This window comes from Pseudomonas sp. C9-3 (genome assembly GCF_032392015.1).
Lineage (GTDB): Bacteria > Pseudomonadota > Gammaproteobacteria > Pseudomonadales > Pseudomonadaceae > Pseudomonas > Pseudomonas nitroreducens.
Genome location: NZ_CP135919.1, coordinates 6,525,759 through 6,544,531, shown reverse-complemented (window position 1 = coordinate 6,544,531; position 18,773 = coordinate 6,525,759). Strand labels below are relative to the sequence as shown.

At 63.4% G+C, this 18,773-nt stretch carries 23 protein-coding genes; 1 reads left to right on the top strand and 22 read right to left on the bottom strand.

The annotated features are described in order from the left end of the window. Positions 1-101: 101 nt before the first annotated feature. Together speD and RS899_RS30045 are read right to left on the bottom strand one after the other, a co-directional pair. Positions 102-896: an adenosylmethionine decarboxylase gene (gene speD / locus RS899_RS30050; RefSeq protein WP_024763565.1), complete on the bottom strand. Its 795-nt coding sequence runs from the start codon at positions 894-896 to the stop codon at positions 102-104. A 232-nt stretch (positions 897-1,128) separates the two neighbouring features. Continuing rightward, entirely contained in the window at positions 1,129-1,551 is a 423-nt protein-coding gene (locus RS899_RS30045) for an OsmC family protein (RefSeq protein WP_015475289.1), read from the bottom strand. Positions 1,552-1,925: 374 nt separating this feature from the next. Between RS899_RS30045 and crp the strand changes: the two genes are divergently transcribed. Continuing rightward, on the top strand, positions 1,926-2,573 hold the full coding sequence (gene crp, locus RS899_RS30040; RefSeq protein WP_024763566.1) for a cAMP-activated global transcriptional regulator CRP: 648 nt from the start codon (positions 1,926-1,928) through the stop codon (positions 2,571-2,573). Positions 2,574-2,641: 68 nt separating this feature from the next. Here the strand turns inward: crp and trpC are convergent, their stop codons facing one another. From trpC to RS899_RS29940, 20 genes are all read right to left on the bottom strand, one after another. Next, positions 2,642-3,478, bottom strand: a complete 837-nt coding sequence (gene trpC / locus RS899_RS30035; RefSeq protein ID WP_045212629.1) for an indole-3-glycerol phosphate synthase TrpC — start codon at positions 3,476-3,478, stop codon at positions 2,642-2,644. Beyond that, a complete protein-coding gene (trpD, locus tag RS899_RS30030) occupies positions 3,475-4,524 on the bottom strand; it encodes an anthranilate phosphoribosyltransferase (RefSeq protein ID WP_054908057.1) in 1,050 nt (349 codons plus the stop codon). Before trpD ends, trpC begins: the two co-directional genes overlap by 4 nt. Then, positions 4,521-5,117 (bottom strand): aminodeoxychorismate/anthranilate synthase component II, encoded by a 597-nt coding sequence (locus tag RS899_RS30025; protein ID WP_054908056.1) that lies wholly within the window; start codon positions 5,115-5,117, stop codon positions 4,521-4,523. The genes trpD and RS899_RS30025 overlap by 4 nt, the downstream gene beginning before the upstream one ends. Before the next feature lie 317 nt (positions 5,118-5,434). Beyond that, positions 5,435-5,686, bottom strand: a complete 252-nt coding sequence (locus RS899_RS30020) for a hypothetical protein (protein WP_233297145.1) — start codon at positions 5,684-5,686, stop codon at positions 5,435-5,437. Continuing rightward, the gene (locus tag RS899_RS30015; RefSeq protein ID WP_315808732.1) at positions 5,683-6,039 is read right to left on the bottom strand and encodes a hypothetical protein; all 357 of its coding nucleotides are present in this window, start codon (positions 6,037-6,039) and stop codon (positions 5,683-5,685) included. The genes RS899_RS30020 and RS899_RS30015 overlap by 4 nt, the downstream gene beginning before the upstream one ends. Further along, complete coding sequence (locus RS899_RS30010; protein WP_315808731.1) at positions 6,036-6,665, bottom strand: glycoside hydrolase family 19 protein; 630 nt, start codon at positions 6,663-6,665, stop codon at positions 6,036-6,038. Before RS899_RS30010 ends, RS899_RS30015 begins: the two co-directional genes overlap by 4 nt. Before the next feature lies 1 nt (position 6,666). Continuing rightward, the gene (locus RS899_RS30005; RefSeq protein WP_315808730.1) at positions 6,667-7,671 is read right to left on the bottom strand and encodes a phage late control D family protein; all 1,005 of its coding nucleotides are present in this window, start codon (positions 7,669-7,671) and stop codon (positions 6,667-6,669) included. A gap of 55 nt (positions 7,672-7,726) precedes the next feature. After that, entirely contained in the window at positions 7,727-7,939 is a 213-nt protein-coding gene (locus RS899_RS30000; protein ID WP_315808729.1) for a tail protein X, read from the bottom strand. Then, on the bottom strand, positions 7,908-8,777 hold the full coding sequence (locus RS899_RS29995; RefSeq protein ID WP_315808728.1) for a phage tail protein: 870 nt from the start codon (positions 8,775-8,777) through the stop codon (positions 7,908-7,910). Before RS899_RS29995 ends, RS899_RS30000 begins: the two co-directional genes overlap by 32 nt. A gap of 9 nt (positions 8,778-8,786) precedes the next feature. After that, positions 8,787-10,622, bottom strand: a complete 1,836-nt coding sequence (locus tag RS899_RS29990) for a hypothetical protein (RefSeq protein ID WP_315808727.1) — start codon at positions 10,620-10,622, stop codon at positions 8,787-8,789. A gap of 140 nt (positions 10,623-10,762) precedes the next feature. Beyond that, positions 10,763-11,104, bottom strand: coding sequence for a phage tail assembly protein (locus tag RS899_RS29985; RefSeq protein ID WP_024763577.1), 342 nt, complete (start codon positions 11,102-11,104; stop codon positions 10,763-10,765). Between the two features lie 11 nt (positions 11,105-11,115). Further along, positions 11,116-11,619 carry a phage major tail tube protein gene (locus RS899_RS29980; protein ID WP_024763578.1) on the bottom strand — a complete coding sequence of 168 codons (504 nt, stop codon included), beginning with the start codon at positions 11,617-11,619 and terminating at the stop codon, positions 11,116-11,118. Between the two features lie 12 nt (positions 11,620-11,631). Beyond that, positions 11,632-12,792 (bottom strand): phage tail sheath subtilisin-like domain-containing protein, encoded by a 1,161-nt coding sequence (locus RS899_RS29975; RefSeq protein ID WP_054908050.1) that lies wholly within the window; start codon positions 12,790-12,792, stop codon positions 11,632-11,634. A gap of 93 nt (positions 12,793-12,885) precedes the next feature. Next, positions 12,886-13,407, bottom strand: coding sequence for a DUF4376 domain-containing protein (locus RS899_RS29970; protein ID WP_233297137.1), 522 nt, complete (start codon positions 13,405-13,407; stop codon positions 12,886-12,888). Positions 13,408-13,415: 8 nt separating this feature from the next. Further along, complete coding sequence (locus RS899_RS29965; RefSeq protein ID WP_315808726.1) at positions 13,416-15,758, bottom strand: phage tail protein; 2,343 nt, start codon at positions 15,756-15,758, stop codon at positions 13,416-13,418. Next, positions 15,749-16,363 carry a phage tail protein I gene (locus tag RS899_RS29960; RefSeq protein WP_315808725.1) on the bottom strand — a complete coding sequence of 205 codons (615 nt, stop codon included), beginning with the start codon at positions 16,361-16,363 and terminating at the stop codon, positions 15,749-15,751. The genes RS899_RS29965 and RS899_RS29960 overlap by 10 nt, the downstream gene beginning before the upstream one ends. Beyond that, the gene (locus RS899_RS29955) at positions 16,356-17,246 is read right to left on the bottom strand and encodes a baseplate assembly protein (RefSeq protein WP_315808724.1); all 891 of its coding nucleotides are present in this window, start codon (positions 17,244-17,246) and stop codon (positions 16,356-16,358) included. The genes RS899_RS29960 and RS899_RS29955 overlap by 8 nt, the downstream gene beginning before the upstream one ends. Then, on the bottom strand, positions 17,243-17,569 hold the full coding sequence (locus RS899_RS29950) for a GPW/gp25 family protein (RefSeq protein WP_024763583.1): 327 nt from the start codon (positions 17,567-17,569) through the stop codon (positions 17,243-17,245). Before RS899_RS29950 ends, RS899_RS29955 begins: the two co-directional genes overlap by 4 nt. A gap of 109 nt (positions 17,570-17,678) precedes the next feature. Then, positions 17,679-18,242 (bottom strand): phage baseplate assembly protein V, encoded by a 564-nt coding sequence (locus RS899_RS29945; protein ID WP_315808723.1) that lies wholly within the window; start codon positions 18,240-18,242, stop codon positions 17,679-17,681. Next, the gene (locus tag RS899_RS29940; RefSeq protein ID WP_315808722.1) at positions 18,239-18,769 is read right to left on the bottom strand and encodes a hypothetical protein; all 531 of its coding nucleotides are present in this window, start codon (positions 18,767-18,769) and stop codon (positions 18,239-18,241) included. Before RS899_RS29940 ends, RS899_RS29945 begins: the two co-directional genes overlap by 4 nt. Between the last annotated feature and the right edge of the window lie 4 nt (positions 18,770-18,773).

Genomic DNA, 18,773 nt, shown 5'->3' with positions numbered 1-18,773 from the left:
GGAGACAAGGCGAAAAGTCGGGATGAAAGCGGAGTTTGCTGCAGCAAATGAGCATTTCAGCCCGGCCTTTCAATGCCGTATCTCCCAGCGCAGTAGCTCGATCAGCGCGGCATATTGCGCGCGTAGAAGATCTCCAGCATCTCGTGCCGAACGCGCTCTTCCACCTGCTTGCGCTGCTCGGGCGAGAGGTTGCTCGTGGCATCGCCGAACAGGTAGTTGTCCAGGTCGAACTCCTTGAGCAGCATCTTGGTGTGGAACAGGTTCTCCTGGTACACGTTCACGTCGGTCATCTGATAAGCCTCGTACGTGTCGTCGGACAGGTAGTTCTGGATCGAGTTGATCTCGTGGTCGATGAAGTGCTTCCTGCCTTCCACGTCACGGGTGAAACCGCGCACGCGGTAATCCACGGTGACGATGTCCGAGTCGAACTGGTGGATGAGGTAGTTGAGCGCCTTGAGCGGCGAGATGACGCCGCAGGTCGACACATCGATATCCACACGGAAGGTCGCGATGCCTTCCACCGGATGGATCTCCGGATAGGTGTGCACGGTGATATGGCTCTTGTCGAGGTGCGCCAGGATGGTTTCCGGTAGCGGCCCCGGGGATTCCTCGATCTGGCTGTCGGTCGGGGTGACCGGCTGCTCGGAGATCAGGATGGTTACGCTGGCGCCTTGCGGATCGTAATCCTGACGGGCGATGTTCAGGATGTTTGCGCCAATGATGTCGACAACATCGGTGAGGATCTGCGTGAGACGCTCGGCATCGTACTCTTCGTCGATGTACTGCACGTAGGCCTGCTGGTCTTCAGGCGTCTCGGCGTAGCAGATGTCATAGATGTTGAAGCTCAAGGTCTTCGTCAGGTTGTTGAACCCGTGGAGCTTGAGTTTGCTTTTCACCGTGGGAGAACTCTCATCAAATGCGGCTCTGCCGCGTGGTTGAGCATGCCCGTCAGATGCGTATGGCGCACCTGCGTAGGACGGTTTACACCTCTTCGCGATGGCGATTGTGGTTTCTGGTTTCGGGCGGAAGGCCCTGAAAAAAAGGTGGCGCATTATGCAGAGGTCAGGCGACCTCTGCCAGATTTTGCGCACCCTTGATGATGAAAGGATGAAAGGATGAAAGGAGCTGTCAGCCCAGTTCCACGATCTCGTAATCGTGGGTGATCTCCACGCCGGCGCGGCCGAGCATGATCGAGGCGGAGCAGTATTTCTCGGCCGACAGCTCGACCGCACGCTTGACCTGCGCTTCCTTCAGACCACGTCCCTTGACCACGAAATGCACATGGATCTTGGTGAACACTTTCGGGTCTTCGTCGGCGCGCTCGGCCTCAAGGAAGGCCTCACAGCTCTCCACCGGCTGGCGACCTTTCTTCAGGATGCTGACCACATCGAAATTGGTGCAGCCACCGAGGCCGAGCAGCAGCATTTCCATCGGACGCACACCCAGGTTGCGGCCACCGGCGTCCGGCGGGCCGTCCATTACCACCACGTGACCGCTGCCGGATTCACCGAGGAACATGGCCTCGCCCGCCCACTGGATTCGCGCTTTCATTGCAAAGGACTCCGCCGGAAAAAAGGGGCGATAGCTTAACACAGCCCTCTAGCACGCCCACCGGGGCCTGCGGCTGTTACCCAGGTCTCATTTCCACACGGCGAGTATGCATTTATCACTTAAGCTGGCGCCGGTTTACTGGCACACTCTAGGAAATTGCCCGCACGAATGTTCCAGCTTTCCGATTGTTGGTAACACGTCGTCTGTTAAGCTCTTGCGGATTTACGTACGCGCAAGAATGCTCAGCAAGGCAATCTGCCGCCCTGCGGATCGAGGGGGATCGAGCCAGGGACGCACGGCACTACAGCTGGTCATAAAAAATCATTAGCGCCTGTTGTGCAAAGGCCACTCTTTATTCTTTCCGGGACTCGGGCATGGTAGCTATTACCCTCACACCCAAAATCAAGAACCTCGACAAGTTGCTCGCGCACTGTCATCGCCGCCGCTTCACCGCCAAGAGCACCATCATCTACGCTGGCGACCGCTGCGAAAGCCTGTTCTTCATCATCAAGGGGTCGGTCACCGTCCTGATCGAGGACGACGATGGCCGCGAGATGATCATCGGGTACCTCAACACCGGCGATTTCTTCGGGGAGATGGGGCTCTTCGAGAAGGAAGGCAGCACCGGCCAGGAGCGCAGCGCCTGGATCCGCGCCAAGACCGAATGCGAAGTCGCCGAGATCAGCTACGCGAAATTCCGCGAACTGAGCCAGCAGGATCCGGAGATTCTCTTCACCCTGGGCAGCCAGATGGCCGATCGCCTGCGCAAGACCACGCGCAAGGTCGGCGACCTGGCCTTCCTCGATGTCACCGGGCGCGTCGCCCGCACTCTGCTGGACCTGTGCCAACAGCCGGACGCCATGACCCACCCGGACGGCATGCAGATCAAGATCACCCGCCAGGAAATCGGCCGCATCGTCGGCTGCTCCCGCGAGATGGTCGGCCGCGTGCTCAAGAGCCTGGAGGAACAGGGCCTGGTGCATGTGAAAGGCAAGACCATGGTGGTCTTCGGCACCCGCTGAAGCATCCCCAGAACGCAAAAAAGCCGGCAATCGCCGGCTTTTTTGTTGTCCTGACTCTGTAGGAGCTGTCAGTCCGGATCGGCGCCCAGCTTGACCTTGCTGCGCTCGGGGAAGAACAGGCGCTTGAGCTCGGTACCCGGCTCGTCGGCACGCATGAAGGCTTCGCCGACCAGGAAGCCGAACACGTCGCTGACTTCCATCAGCTCCACGTCGGCGCGGTTGAGGATACCGCTTTCGGTGATCACCATGCGCTCACGCGGGATTTCCGGCAGCAAGTCCAGAGTGGTCTCAAGGCTGACTTCGAAAGTGTGCAGGTTGCGGTTGTTGATCCCGACCAGCGGAGTGTCCAGGGTCTTCAGCGCGCGCTCCAGTTCCGGGGCGTCGTGCACTTCCACCAGCACGTCGAGGCCGACGTCCTTGGCCACCGAAGCCAGCTCGGCCATGCGCACGTCATCCAGCGCCGAGACGATCAGCAGGATGCAGTCGGCGCCGATGGCGCGGGCTTCCACCACCTGATATGGGTCGATCAGGAAGTCCTTGCGGATCACCGGCAGCGTGCAGGCTGCGCGGGCTTCCTTGAGGTAGGCGTCGCTGCCGAGGAAGAAATCGATGTCGGTCAGCACGGAGAGGCAGGCGGCGCCGCCCTCCTCGTAACTGCGGGCAATGTCGGCGGGATCGAAGTTCTCGCGCAGGATGCCCTTGCTCGGGGACGCCTTCTTCACCTCGGCGATCACCGCCGGCTCGCGGCGCTTGGCACGCTCCAGCAGGGCATTGGCGAAACCACGGGGTGCGTCCGCGGCACGCGCCAGCTGCTCCAGCTCGGCAATGCTCACGCGGGTGCGGCGATCAGCGACTTCTTCGGCCTTGCGGGCCAGGATCTTCTGCAGAACCGTCGGCACACTCACTGTGCGTTCTCCTCTCGGTAAACGGCGGTGAAGGCCGCCAGCTCTTCCATCTTCTCCCGCGCCAGCCCGGTGTGCAGGGCGTCGTGGGCCAATTGCATGCCTTCGTGCAGGCTGGTGGCCAGGTCCGCCGCGTAGAGCGCGGCGCCGGCGTTGAGCACGATCAGCTCGGCGGCCTTCTGCCCAGCCTCGGTCTTGCGCCGGCCAAGGGCATCACGGATCAGTTCCAGCGACTGCTGCGGGCTGTCCACGGTCAGGCCGATCAGGCTCTGGCTCTTGATGCCGAAGTCTTCCGGCTGCACTTCGTACTCGGTGACCACGCCGTCCTTCAGTTCGGCGACATGGGTCGGTGCGGCGAGACTGAACTCGTCCAGGCCATCGCGCGAATGCACCACCAGGATGTGCTCGCTGCCCAGGCGCTTGAGTACCTCGGCCAGCGGACGACACAGCGCCTGGCTGAACACGCCGACCACCTGGTGTTTCACACCGGCCGGGTTGGTCAGCGGGCCGAGCATGTTGAACAGGGTACGCAGGCCCAGCTCGCGGCGCGGGCCTGCAGCATGCTTCATGGCCTTGTGGTGGACCTGGGCGAACATGAAGCCGACACCGACGGTCTCGATGCAGCGCTTCACCTGGACTGGCTTGAGGTCCAGGTAGATGCCGGCCGCTTCCAGCAGGTCGGCGCTGCCGCTCTTGCCGGAGACCGCACGGTTGCCGTGCTTGGCGACTTTGCCGCCCGCCGCGGCGACGACGAAGGCCGCCGCCGAGGACACGTTGAAGATGTTCGCGCCGTCACCGCCAGTGCCGACCACGTCGACCACGTGCTTGAGGCTGTCCAGTTCGACCTGGTCGGCCAGCTCGCGCATCACCGCGACGGCGCCGACGATCTCGTCGATGGTCTCGCTCTTCATGCGCATGCCCATGAGGAAGGCGCCGATCTGCGCGTCGGTGCACTGCCCGGTCATGATCTCGCGCATGACGTCCTGCATTTCCTCGGTGGACAGGTCCAGCTGGTTGACCACGCGGTTGAGGGCTTCCTTGATATTCATGCGCGCACCCCGCCGGTCTGCTTGAGGAAGTTGGCCAACATCTCGTGGCCTTGTTCGGAGAGGATCGACTCGGGGTGGAACTGCACGCCCTCGACGTTCAGCGTCTTGTGGCGCAGGCCCATGATCTCGTCGACCGAGCCGTCTTCCAGCGCCGTCCAGGCGGTGATCTCCAGGCAGTCGGGCAGCGTCTCACGCTTGACCACCAGGGAGTGATAGCGGGTCTGGGTCAGCGGGTTGTTCAGGCCGGCGAATACACCCTGGTCCTTGTGGAACACCGGGCTGACCTTGCCATGCATGACCTGGCGCGCCCGCACCACGTCGCCACCGAAGGCCTGGCCGATGGACTGGTGGCCCAGGCACACGCCCAGCAGCGGTAGCTTACCGGCGAAGCGTTCGATCACCTCCAGGGAAACACCCGCTTCGTTCGGGGTGCACGGACCGGGGGACAGGACGATGCGTTCGGGATTGAGCGCGGCGATCTGGTCGACGCTCAGTTCGTCATTGCGAACGACGTGGATGTCGGCCTTCAACTCGGCGAAGTACTGCACCAGGTTGTAGGTGAAGGAATCGTAGTTATCGATCATCAGCAGCATGTCTGCTCGAACCTCATGATTGCACTGCTTTCGGATCGCGCCATCGTCGACACCCGTTGCGGCCTCGTAGGCTGCGCGAATCTGGCAATTATGCCAGCGGATGGGAGAAATGGACGCGTAAGAAGAGACCGGCGCTATGCCGGGAAAGAAGGAATCAGGCGCGCCAGCGCCAACGGGCGAATGCCTTGAGGAGGGAGGTGATGATGCGGGTGCGGTGGATCACGGTTGCGGTCTCGCCTAGCGATGGCCGAACAGTAGCCCAAGGCCGGGCGCCAGCGCAATACGCGCGGCGCCCCTGCCGACGAAGGTAGGACGTTTCACTGGCACGCCTGGAGGGCAGCACGCAGGCGGGTTTCGTAGGCGAGGTGTTGCTGCCGTTCGGCCAGCAGCGCACGAACCTTGGTTTGCAGGTCGTCCGCCGCGCGCAGGGCGGTGGTGGCGAATCGGGGAGCTTCGATGGCCGGTGTCTGGCACGGCACCGGGATGGGAATACGGATTTCCACAGGCTTGGGTGAAGTCGCGGCGCAACCGGCGATCAACAGCGGGAAGATCAGCATGAGCACTTTCATGGCAGCAGCTCACGGTCGATCAGTTGACGAACCACCGCGCACTCTTCGCCCTCGCTGCGCTCCAGCAACAGTCGGTTGGCGGCATCTTCATGGCTTTGCGCCAGGTCGCGGGCCTGGGCCAGGGCTCGCTCGGCGGCCTCCGCACGCTGGCGGGAGCTTTCAGCCAACGCGTCGAGCTGCTCGTTCTGCAGCACCAGCCGGGATTCCAGCGCCTTGCCGGCTTCGCTGCAGCGAGCCTGCTCGAGCTGCAGGCCCTGCAACTGCCCGCCATAGAAGCGCGACGCCAACCAACCGCCGAACAGGCCACTCAGCAGGAAGCCGGTCATCCCCAGCGCCAGCCAGAAACGGCTCATCCCAGCACCTCCTGCGCGCGCCGCCAGAGCAGCAAGCGCTCCTCCAGGCCATTGAGCCCACCATTGATGCGCCGGGTAATGTCCTCGAAGCGCCCGGCGTCCGCCAGCTCGCCAAGCCCGTTGCGCTGCCACCACCAGGCGGCGGACCGACACGCCCAGCGAGGTTCCGCCAGTAGTTGTGGGCGGGCGACAAAGGGCTGTGCGAGCCCTTCGCCAACCGAGCGATAGTTGCTCCGTCCCGTCACCTGCAGCAGGCCGCGTCCACGAAAACGCCAGCCGTCGCCAGAGGCTTCATCACCGTTTCCGTTGCGCCCGGCGTAGACGAGGTTGGCAATGCGATCCGGCTGGTACGCCACCTCTCGCGCCAGCGCCGTGGGCGAGCCGTCGGCGCTGCGGAAGCGCCGGGGCCAGACGGCGGCCAGACGCTGGGCGCTGTATGTCAGGCTTTCCACGCAGCGGGTCAGATGGGCACTTTCATGGCCGACCTGGGCGATGAAGGCAGCAACACGCGGCGGCGTGTCGATTCCGAAATCCCCCATGGCGGCGTCGAGTGCCGGAAGAAAAACGCCCGCGACAGGGCGGGCGTTGGGCAGGATCAGCAGCAGCTGGCGTTCGTCGATTTGCATATCAGCCGCCCTCCCCAGCCTTGCCTTTGCCATCGCTCCCGCCGTTGCAAAGCACGCTGGTTGTCCAACCGTTTGCCTGGAAGTGCTGGGTAACGGTGTCGACCAGATAAGTGCCATCGACCCCAATCTTGAATCCACTCAAGTCGACCAAGCACTCCGCGAACAAGTCCGCGCGGCCCGGCAACTGCAGCCGTACCCCGGCGGTTTTTCGGTTGAAATCCGCAAGACGCGACCTGGCCAACTGACGCGCCGCCGCTTCGTTGGCCTGAACATGGCGTTCGACGTACTCGGCCTGCACCTGCTTCGGGGCGTTAGGGTTGGTCACCGTCACTGTTCGCACGGCCCCATCCAATCCTTGGTACGGAACAGAGACTGTCGCGACAACCTTGCGATCATCCAGAGTGAAGGTGAAAGAGCTAACCTCCGCACGTTTGATCGGAAGATTGTCCAGTACCTGACCGGAAGCAGTGCGACCGCCCTGACGAGGCATGACCAGTAACTTCAGATCGGCGATCTTCGCAGTGCAGTCGTACTGCCGCGCCAGGCGGGTGACGAAGTGATAGTCGGACTCCTTGATCTGATCTGCGCGCTCAATTCGCGCACCCACTTCGCACTCGGCTTGCCAGCCGTTGCGCTCTGCAATGCGTTTGACGATCTCTGCCAGTGTCACGTTCTCCCAACTGTCGCTACGGACGGACTTTCCGGCATTGCGCGAATCACCGGACTTGGCCTTGACCACCAGCGTGTCCGGCGCACCACTGAAGGTAATGGTGTCGACCGTATAGCGTCCCATAGGAGCGACACCTGTCTCCTCATAACCAAGGTAAAGCACCAGCTCTGCTCCGCGCCGCGGCAGCAGTACGGCACCATCACGGTCGTCGAGGGTCAGCGAAAGGGTGTCAGACTCCAGACCGTACTTGTCGGTTACGACCAACTCGAGCACCCGGTCATTGACGTGCGGAGTGATGTCGCGGCCGTCAGCGACAATGCGAAAGACAGGTTTCATGGTTCACCAGAATGAAAAAGCCCCGCTTATGCGGGGCCAGGGTGGATAAGCCGGATCAATCCCACAGGCGTACCTGGGGGTTGTCCGGCACCGCAAGGTCCGGCATGTGGATCAGCACACCGGCTCGCAAGGGTTGCGGCTCGTCGGCGAGCCCGGGGTTGGCATTCAGCACGGCTTCCACACAGCCCTTCAGATGGCCATAGCGCTGATAGCAGAGTTGGTCCAACACATCGCCGCTACTGCTGCGATAGCTTGTTGTCGTCGCCATAGCGATTGAACTCCAGGTCCAGGTTTTGTACGCGCGGTACGCCGTCAGTGAAGAGCGCGGACTGAGTTTCGGTGACCTTGATCAGGCACCAGGTGCCCAGGGAGTCTCCGTAACCGCTGATAAGACTCACCGGTTTGCCGCTCAGCGCGATTTCGCGCAATTTGTCCGGATTCTCCCGCCCTACTCGCCTGCCCGCTACGCGGGATAGCCCCGGCATGATCACCGCCTTCAGTAGTAGCGTCTCCGCGCCAGCGCCGACGTACTGCAGAGCCGGTCGCCGCCCCAGGCGCGCCTGCTCTTTCCAGGCGAGCTGGCTGGTACGGGTCGCCGCCTCGAAAGGCACCGTGTCGATGTTGAAGTAGAACTGAGTCTGAGAATCCAGCACCGTCATGATCAGCAGGTGCTGCTGGGAGATAACGCACATCGAATCGGCCTGCGGAGACTTCGGCGACAGTACGGACGTGGGCAGCGGCAAACCCAGGCTGTCGCCCACCCTTCCGACTACCTTGTCCACTGCCTTTCTAGCCCGGCCGACCTGTTCGCCCAGTCCCTGCATGCGCTCATCGATGCCCTTCAGGACCCGCGTGGCGCTGTTGTAGGTGTTGACTACCCTGTTGACCTTGGCCTGCGCGCGCTCCAGGCCCTGCATTGCACGCTGCACCTTGCCAACCATCTGCGGCGAAACACCGGGCAGGCCCTCCAGTTCGCCAGCCGCGCCACGGATATCGCCGATAGCGCCGTTGACCGGCGCTATCATTCCGTCGAGATCGCGACGGCCATCCTCGGCCGCCCGGGCAAGTTGCGACAGGCCACTCTGCATCTGTTCCCAATACGCCATTTCGCCTCCTTACACGACGACCGTGTCGAACAGCGCATCGCGCTGTCGTTCCTGGGAGAAGTCCGCCAGCATCCAGCGCAACCGCGGCAACAGCTCGTTGGCCAACTGATCGGGATCGCTGACATTACCGGCCACGTTGATGCTGATCTGGGGGGAGAAGGTCCAGTTTTGGGTGGTCGGTTCCCCAATGGGAGCGGCAGCAGGAGATTCCGCGCCGCTTCTCCCGTCCCGCGGCTCTGACCCGCGTCCTTCGATAGCAGGAGCATTGCGCTCCGCGGGTAGGCCACCCCAATCGGTCAGTCCGCCGACGACGGCACCGATGAACGGCCCCAGCACCGGCACCATCCAGGCTCCCAACATGCTGCCGGCCAGCGCCCCACCCAGCGCGCGGGTGGAGTCGTCATTGCCTGGGGCATCACCACCCGCGCCAACGCGTGCTCCGCGTGGTGGTCGAACCGGCTCGTTCAACTGTGCGCCCGGCGGACGCGCAGCCGGACCAAAGCCGACGTTGCCCCAGTCGCTGCGCATCCCGCGCCAGAGACTCCGGATATCCAGGCTCGGCAGTTGCCAGTCACTGTCAGACTCATCACGCCGTCGGGCGAGTTGGTCACCGAGCTTCGTGATCAGCTGCGAGCGATCACTCAATACGCCCAGGTCAATCGACTTGAGGTACTGAGAAACGTCATCGAGCCCCAGTTCAGAGGTAAAGGTTGCCAGCATCTCCTTCGACAGCCCGTACTGCCCCGTCATCAGCCCGAACTGCGCTCCCACGAAGTGGGTGGACTCCTTCAGCCGATCAGCGGCAAAGGTCAGCGCAGGCAGGCCTCCGTCGACCACCTTCAAAGTGACACTGCCGCTGGTCTGCAGCAGCCCTTCCACGGCATTCTCAGCGGTATGGCGCCAGCCTTGAGTCGTCCCTATGCGGACATCCACGTCCGCCTGCAACTGCGCTGCCGGCTTGATCCGCATCTCGCTTGGCCGCTGCAGCATCTGCGCCCACGACCGCTGCTCCTGCCCATCATTGAGTCGGCGTACCAGAAGATCGGTTGGCACCTGCTCCTGTCGCGCTCGCCAGGAAATGACTCCGAGGCTGCGCTCGACCCCCGCCGCACTGTCGTCGCCCTGGTCGACGACATTCCTCACCAGAGCAGCCACTGCATCCGGCGCAACAGCCTTGCCATATTGCAGCTTCGTTGCGGCCGGCAGGTAGTTCAGGCTCTGCCGCAGGGTGAGGCCGACGTTCATCAGCTGCCGGACCATATCCAGAGCAGCGTCGGAGTTGAGCCCACTACCCTGCGCTGCTGCCTCAACCCGGCTTTTGACGAACGCTTCGGACGTTTCGCCAGGCTCAAGGCCACCGCGCACCACCAGTTCCTGAACGCGCTGTTCGTAGCGGTGCGAACTGGTGAGGGCCATGGAGATCGCGTCCAGGGGATTGGACAGGATCTGGTAGATGGCCGGGTCCTTCTGGGTCCAGTCGACGTTGACCGGTTGCAGGGAACTCGCGGGAGCCGCCGTCGCGATCTGAACGGCATTGCCCGGAGCGCCGCTCGCTGTGGGCCGGCGAAGCAGGGTTGCGATTTCCCTCAGGGCCTCGAGCGTCTGCCGAGCTATCTCGTCGCCTCCCTCAGACTCCTGTCGCAATGCCTGATGCAAGGCGCTCCCCGAAGGCTCCGGCGAGCCGCCGGCCACCGCCAATGTGCGCTTGCCCTGCAATCGTAAAAAGCCATCCGCGATGGCTTGCCCCAGAGTGTCCTTCACTGCCAGGCCGAACGACTGCCCCAGCACCTGCGCGACCTCGGGCCCCAGGATCACCGTCACCCCGGCGGTTTCACTTACTGTCATCTTGTTCACCTCAATGACGACAAAGGAGCGCCGGCCACCCGGCGCCCCTCCAGGGGGCGAACTAACCCGCCTCGTCCCCCAGCCACCAACGCAGGTCGCTGAGGTTCATGCACTCCAGTTCGCCGGCCGTGAAGCCCGACTCAGTCGCCAGTCGCCGCGCCAGCTGGCGCATCAGCGCGAAGCTCATCGTCGTCCTCTCGCACCAGGCGAAAGTAGGCGTGTTGCAGGCGCTGGTAATCGCTGAGCTTGAGCCCCTCCAGGTCCTGACGGCTGACCTGTACCAGCGAGGCGAACAGTTGCAGCTCGCGCTCCTCGTCATCACTGGCCACCTTGCTGGCCAGGCGGATGTCACGCACGGTCGGCGCACGCAGGGTGAGGACGTCCACATCGACGCCGTTGCAGGAGGTTGGACGGGACAGCTTCACCACCGCCGCGTCCTCGGAAAGGCTCAGCCACGCGGGCTGTTTGACAGAGTCTTGCATCACGGCTCTCCTCAGACGCCCAGGTCGTTACGCATGGCGGCGAGCTGGTCGACGCCGTCGATCTTGCGCACCGAGTTGGCCGGGTCGATCTCGAACATCTCGCGACCCTCGACTTCCAGCTTGTAGTAGGTGACCGCCACGCTGTAGGTGCAGGCGGCCAGGTCGCCGGCTTTCCAGTCGCCCGGGTTGATCTCCTTGAGCAGGCCACGGACGGTGGCGACCACCGGAACGGTGCCGCCCTTCTGGGTCTTGAAGGAGCCGCGGAAGGTGCCGTTGAATGCTCCCTGGTCGCTCAGGCCGAAGAACTTCATGGCCTCGCGGCGCGCGCCGTTGGTGGTGAACTTTGCCTCCATGGCCTCCAGGCCGACGTCGAGCAGGACCGGAGCGTCCATGCCACCGGCACGGTACTCCTGGGTCTTCACCTTGAGGGTCGGCAGGGTCAGGGAGGGCACATCACCGGCAAAGCTGACGCCGTCGACGAAGAGGTTGGTATTGGTCAGGATCTGCGGAATCATCTGGGGTTCTCCTTAAGCTGCGTCCAGGACTTCGGTGAGCCACTGATCGGTCACCTCGACGCGGAAGTTGGGGTTCTCGGCAGGCGGTACGTCGGTAAAGCGGATGTTCCAGTACACCTTGCCCTGGGCCAGTTGGCTGGCGGTGTTGAGTTCCGGGTCGGCATAGACCTCGAAGTCGATCACCGCGCCCTGGTTCTTCAGGTCGCGCATGAAGGCCTGCAGGCCCTCGGTGACGTCCTTCACGTAGGTCTTGGTGATGCCGCGGTCGACCGCCCACTTGTGCCCGGCGAGGATCGCGTCCATCACCATGTCCATGGTTCGCACGCGGGTCACGAAGGCCCACTTGGCGTCGCTGGAGAGGGTGCGGTTGCCCCACAGGCGGTAGCCGTCGTCGCGGATGATGGTGGTGATGTTGGCGTTGTTGAGCAGGTTGGCGCGGCAGGTCTCGTCGCCGTCGAGGAATTCGATGGGGCGGCCGGTACCGGTGATGCCGAGCAGTTCCTTGTTCGACGGCGAGGACCAGAAGCCGTACTGGCTGTCGGTCCAGGCGAACAGCGCGGCGGCGTTGGCGGATGCCGGTGCGTCAACAGTGGCGCTGCTGACGGTGTCCCAGTACTGCACGCCCGGATCGACCAGGTAGATGCGCTTGCTGCCGAACTCTTCGGCGTAGGCGATCGCCGCCTCGTCGGTGGTGTTGGGGCCGTCGACGATGGCGATGGCGCGCAGCTTCTCGGCCAGCGCGCCCATGGCAGTGCCAACCGCCTGGGTGGCGGAATGCTTCGGCGCGATCAGCAGGCGCGGCTGGGCATTGAAGCGCGACTTGCCATCGAGCAGCGCCTGCAGGCCGGTACGCTGGCCGGCTTCGGTGACGCTGCCGATGATCGAGGAAGTCTGCTGCGCAGCATCCTCGACCTTCGCCACGCCGACCGCCACGACCACTGCGGCGGACTGGGTGAAGATGGCGGTGCAGGACTTGTAGATGGCCGATGCGGTACCGAAGGCGGCGGCCGCTTCACGCAGGTTGGTGAGCAGCACGGGCATGTCCGCCTGGGCGGTCAGCTTGCTATCGGGGGTGAAGGTATCCACCAGGCCGATGATCGAGGACGACGGCAGCGCAATGGTGCGCGCACCGACGTCGACATTGGTCACGGTGACGCCGTGAAAGAAGCTCATAGGGTTTTCTCCAGACATAAAAAAACCGCCGGGAGGCGGTTGGGTGGTTTGCCCAGACCACAGCATGTGGCGGGCGGAGTTACAGCGGTCGAGTCAGGCAGGCCAGCCCTCATCGAGCATGGACGCAGTCAAGGTGCCAGCCTTCAGGTGGTCGAGTAGAACGGCTTCGCGATCGAAGCACGCCTGAACGTGGGCTCGGACCTCGCTCAGTACCGAACGCAATTCAGCGCCGCTCATCTCCTTGAACCCATCGTCCGTTTTCCAAAGACAGGTGTAATTGGGATTATCCATCGCATGTACTACTGCGCTGCCAATGAGGCTTTGGCTGTCTCGGGTAGTTTCGAATCGCGCACCCGCAACCTCAATGCCAGAAACTTCCTCGGAATAGCGTCGATGGGCAATGCTCCGCTCCCACTCCTCGGTTGTTCTCTCAACGTCCAGTTTTTTCAGAACAGGTGTGCCATCGACAACGACGATGGAGTTGCCTTCCTGCTGGCCGGCCAACAATTCCCAGTGCTTGTCTTCGGATACTTCGATCCGGTCATCCGGAATAGACTCGCCGTGGACGCTATCAACATAAAAGCCCCGCGTTTGGGGCGAGTAAAAGATCGTCATGAAACACCTCAATAGCCAATGGCAATCCAGCGGAACCCTACGTTGGCGATGGCACCCGCCAATGTGTAGCCCTCAATGGTGTATTGCGTCCTGCTGATCCCCTCACCATTGAGGATGTAGTTGTAGCCGGGGCTCGAAACCACCAAGGCAACGCAGGCCGTCGGGAAAGCAATCGGGAAACTGCCGGTGAACTTCCCATTCTCCGAGATCAGAAACGAGCCATACTGGAGCATCGTCCCTCCAGGAAGCGCTTGGTAACCGCCATAGATGCTCTTGCCCGAAGCAAACGCCAGGGCATTCTGGACAAACGCAGTGTTGGCAATCTGCGCCGAGTTTGCCCCGGCAGCCGCAGTCGGTACCGTAGGGGCCCCAGTCAACGCGGGGCTTGCTAAGGGCGCCTTGAGTGCCAACGCACTGTTGATTGTCGCGGCTAGCGCCGGATCGTTGTTCAGAGCTGTTGCAAGCTTGGCCAGGGTATTCAGTGTCGCGGGAGCAGCCCCCGTTACCGCGGAGACTGCAGACTGGACAAATGCAGTCGTAGCCAATTGAGTGGAATCCGCACCTGCTGCAGCCGTCGGCGCAGTTGGCACCCCGGTGAATGCCGGGCTGTCGGTGTACGCCTCTTCCCGCCACGTACTCCAATTGGGGGCAACTGCAGTGCCATTACTGGGAGCAACGCGGGTAAATCGCTTTCCAGTGGTGGTGTTGATCAGTTCTTGCACAACCTGATAGACGCCAGCAGACAGAGCGTCGCGGATCCAGAACTTCACGACGGACGCCGTGTTTACGCCTGCGGGCAACCCGGCCGTCGTGGTGGAAATGGTGCGGTAAATACCGGTCAGCACGCCCGTACAGTCATCAAGGCTGGCATTAGGCCAATTGGGCTGGAACGTCGTGCTGCCGATGCCAAAGACATTGGAGTCAATGTCACGCCAGCCCTGCCAAACACCACCAGTACGACGACGGTACACCAGGCGATCGAGGCCGCCCGGCTGGAACAGTTGGAAGCCCGCGCTGCCAGTGATCTTGTGCAGGACTATTCCGTTGGTGCCCAGCGGGCGGTTAGCGTCGCTGGAGCTGGTGTAGTACATGCCACTTCCCACAGTGGCATCGTTGATATCAGCAATGACATTGACATCAACATCACCCAAACCAACAAGCCGAAGAGCCTCCTGCCCCACCTGGCGCCAATTGGTCCATGCAGTGCCGGCTCTGCTGCGGTACATGAAATTGGCGTGACCATACTGGCTGTATAGCTGGAACGCACCAGCGCCATAGACCTTGTACAGAACGAAGCCTTGTCCCGAAGTGCCCGGTGGCGGGTTCAGCGTTGCAGAGCCGGTGTAGTAGAATCCCGCCCCCTGGCTTTCGTCGTTGAAGTCGGCGAGACTCGGCGCAACCGAAGTATTGCCGATGCCGAACAAAGCCATCGCGGTACGAACAAATGCCGTGGTTGCAATGCTCGCGTCGCTCGACGCAGCGGCGGGCGTGGGCGCAGTGGGCGAGCCGGTAAAGGCTGGCGACTGCAGGCGAGCGAGGCCGTTGGTGATGTTCTGGAAGGTCAGCGCCGTAGTGCCAAGAACAATAGGAGCGTCGGTGATCAGCAGCCAGATGGTGTCCGCGTTCTGCGTGCCACTCTCGACAGGCACAGTGAGCCCAGGTGTGACTTCGGCGCTTTCGTCCGCATCGTCGGCTCGAATCCAGGCGCCAGTGGCGACGCTGTAAATACCGTTCTGGCTGCCGTTGGTCTGGTTCTTCACCAGGACTCGGTCACCGATGGCCAGGACCACCCCGTCAACGGTCTGGGTGTTGCTGAGCGTGATGCTGGCAGTGGTGGCCACCCGAACCGATTTTTTGATGTCCTGACGGTTCATCGCGCTGACGATGGCGCTATCGACGTACTCGCGAGTTGCCAGCACCACACTCGGATCGATCTTCAACTCCACCGACGCGGCGTTGCTGACGATCAGCACGATACGCACGGTCTGGGTGCGGCCGCTGCCTTCGGCCAGTTGCGGTTTATAGGAGGGCGCGCAGTTGGCGTAGGCGATCAGCGCGCCGACTTCGTCGTACAGGCCCATCTCGCGGATCCACCAGCCACCCACGTCCTCGGGGATGACCTGTTCGGCGATGATCTGCGAGCTGTTCGCCGGGTCGACACTCAGCCGGTTCAGCGGCGCACGACGGACTTCGTTGACCAGATTCGTGCGGCTGGCATCGGGCGTCGGTACGTTGCCGCCGCCGTCGCCGACGGCGAGCTGGGTGATTTTCAGGGAGGTGCCCAGCGCAGTGGCATTCGCCAGCTTGCCGGCACCGATCGTGGTGAGTAGTGCGTAGTAGGTTACTGCCATGGGTAGACACTCAAGCTATCGATGGTGTGCTCCCGGCCCGGCAAGCTGTGGCTGCCGATCGCTTCGATCACATCCGGGAGGTAGGGATAGACGGTGACGATGTCGCCGTCGTATTGCCCGGAGCCGACGGTGATCCGCCCCTGGGATTCCAGGCTGATATCCAGCCCGATGAGGTGCCGCGTGAGCGGCTTGGCGTCCTCGATCAGACGCTCCACCTCCTGGTACATCTCTTCGCTGATACCGCTGTCGAGTACGCCGATGCGCAGGCGGAAGGTGCCCGGCTCGCCCATGGGCGAGCCCTGCCACCACTCGATGATCTCGATGAGGTAACCCAGCGGCTCGATCACCCGCCGGAGCGCGGCGATGGTTCCCTTGTGCTGATGGATGCGGAACGCAGCGGCCACCGCCTTGCGCTTCACCGCCTCGTTCCAGGCCGGATCCCAGCGGTCCACCGACCAGGCCCAGGCGAGATACGGCAGCAGCGCGACAGGGCAACGTTGCGGGTCCATCAGCTCGCGCAGGGGCACTGGCAGGTCACCGACCTGCACATCGGCCAGCGCACGCTCCAGCGGCGTCGAGTTGATCGGCAGCAGGCGGCTACTCATCGGAGCCACCGACGCGGATCTGGTAGCCGCTGCAATAGGCCGCCTGGGTGGAGTCGAGCACCACGTCCGCTGCCGGCTTCGCCAGTTCGACACGCTGCACGCCTTCCACATGCAGGGCGGCAAACAGCGCGCTACGACGGATATCCCGGCCGATGCGGCGCTGGGTAGCGATGTAGCTCTGCAGCGAAGCCTCGGCAGCCTGCTGGATCAGCTCGGCCTCCGGCCCCGGGTAGATGTAGAGCACGGCATCGACCTGGTAAGGCACGATGGCGGCGGACTGCACCGTGAGGCGGTCGCCTACCGGACGCACGTCCTCATCGTTGAGAGCCGTGCGCACCGCCTGGAGCAGCTCTTCCGAAGCAGCACCGTTGCCCTCGGAAGACAGCACGCTGACCAGTGCTTCGCACGGCTGCGGGCTGACCGCCGAGACGTCGGCGATGCGCCCGTCGGCGCCGAGCGCGAAGGCCACATAGGCGTTGCGCGGGCCGGCCACCGAAAGCTGATCGAAGGCCAACTGGGTGCGGTTGCGCAGCGAGTCGTCGCCCTCCAGCACGGCCGGTGTCGGCGGCGAGGTGGTGGCGTCTGCCTGCTGGATCACCAGGCGCTTGACGTTGTAACCGGCGGCCAGTTGATCGAGGTCGCCCTGGGTTGCGTAGCCGAGCATCACGGCACGGGCAGCGTCGTTGATCCGGGCGCGCAGCAGCAGCTCCCGGTAGGCCGCCAACTCCAGCAGCTTGACCACCGGATCGGACTCCAGCGCGGCGCTCCAGGCCTCCCCCATGGCACTGCGGAAATCCGTCAGCAACTCGTCGTAGAGGCTCTCGTAGTCGAGGTTTTCCACCACTTCCGGGGCGGGCAACTGGGACAGGTCGATGAGGCTCATGCCGCCACCTCCAGACCGACTTCGTCACCCAGGTAGATGCCGCGCAAGCGCAGCGAAACGCGGCCGCCCATCACCGCCGTCACCTGCACGGAACTCAGGCGCAGGCGCGGCTCCCAACGGCCGATGGCGCGGGCTACTTCCGCCTGTACTGCGCCCTTCCAGCCCTCGGTCACCGGCAGGTCGACCATGCGCCGCAGGCGACTGCCGTACTCGGGGCGCATGCGTCGACTGCCCAGCGGCGTGCCGAGGATGTCCTCGATGGATTGTTTCAGGTGTGCCAGCCCACTGAGCGGCTGACCGTTGCGCCGATCCATGCCGATCATGGCCGCGCCCTCCGCCACTCAGGGTGCGCACAGGATTCTTTGCCCATGGCAGGTCTCCAGAAATGCAAAGGCCCGCACATGGCGGGCCCGGGTTGATAATCGACTGTCGTCAGTGGGTGTGGTGATTGCTGTTGCCGGCGGTGTCCATGATCGAACCGGTGCTGCTGATATTGCCGTTCACCGTCAGCGCGCCCTTGATGTTCACCGGCCCGGTCAGCTGGATGCTCGCGGCGGTGACGGTCACCGCCCCCGGATCGATCATCACCTCGGTGCCACCGACCTTCACCGTTGCACTGCCAGCAGGCAGTTGCAGGTCGTAGCGATGCGCCTGCCAGTCGTAGCTCAGCACCGCGCCATCGGGGAAATGCCAGCTCTCCACCTCGCCGCGATTGTTCGGCGCAGCCGCTGCCGCCCCGAACAAGCCGGGCACGAAGGTGCCCATCGCGGCCATGCCTGACGGGCTCAGCAATACGCCCTGCTCGCCCAGGCTCGGCGCGCGCCAGTGCCGAGCGGCACCAGCGGCCTGTGCGTGCCAGCGCACCCAGGCGCTGGTCCATTCGCCGGACCGCACGCGTACCCGCGCCGCCGCCAGGTCCACCGCTACCACCTCGCATGGCATGACCAGCGCGGCCAGCATGCGGTCGTGCTCGGCGCTCACGTAGTCCTGGTTCATTGCAGCGCTCCAGGATCGAAGTAGTCGTCCTCATGGCCGGGACCGGTCTCGGGATCGAACCCCAGCACCAGGCTGCCCGGCGGCTGGTCTTCCCATGGCCATTCCGTTTCACCGAGCAATACCGGTTGCTGCCACTCGACCAGCCACGCCCGGCACGTCGCCAGCGCAGGACTTTCGGTGTCCGGCTGGGCCTGGATGAAGCTGACCGGTTCCAGTTCCAGCCCCCAGTTCTGGGCGCGCAATAGCATGGCCAGCGCGGCGACGTTGCGCAGTGCAAAGGCCTCGGCTTGCGCGTCATCCATTGCTACCAGAATGCGCGCCTGGAGCCGACAGACCAGTGCGGTCTGCCCATTGCCGGGATCACGGCCGGGTAGCAGGCCGGCGTACTCCAGCGCCAGCGCAGGAAGTGTCGCCGGCGCTTGCTTGAGTGGGCCACGCAGAAAGGCGCCGATCTCGGTCAGCCGCGTGGATAGCGCCTGCTCCACCGTGTCGAGCAGCAGGGCGAGGGTCAAAGGTTGTTCGGACATGTCG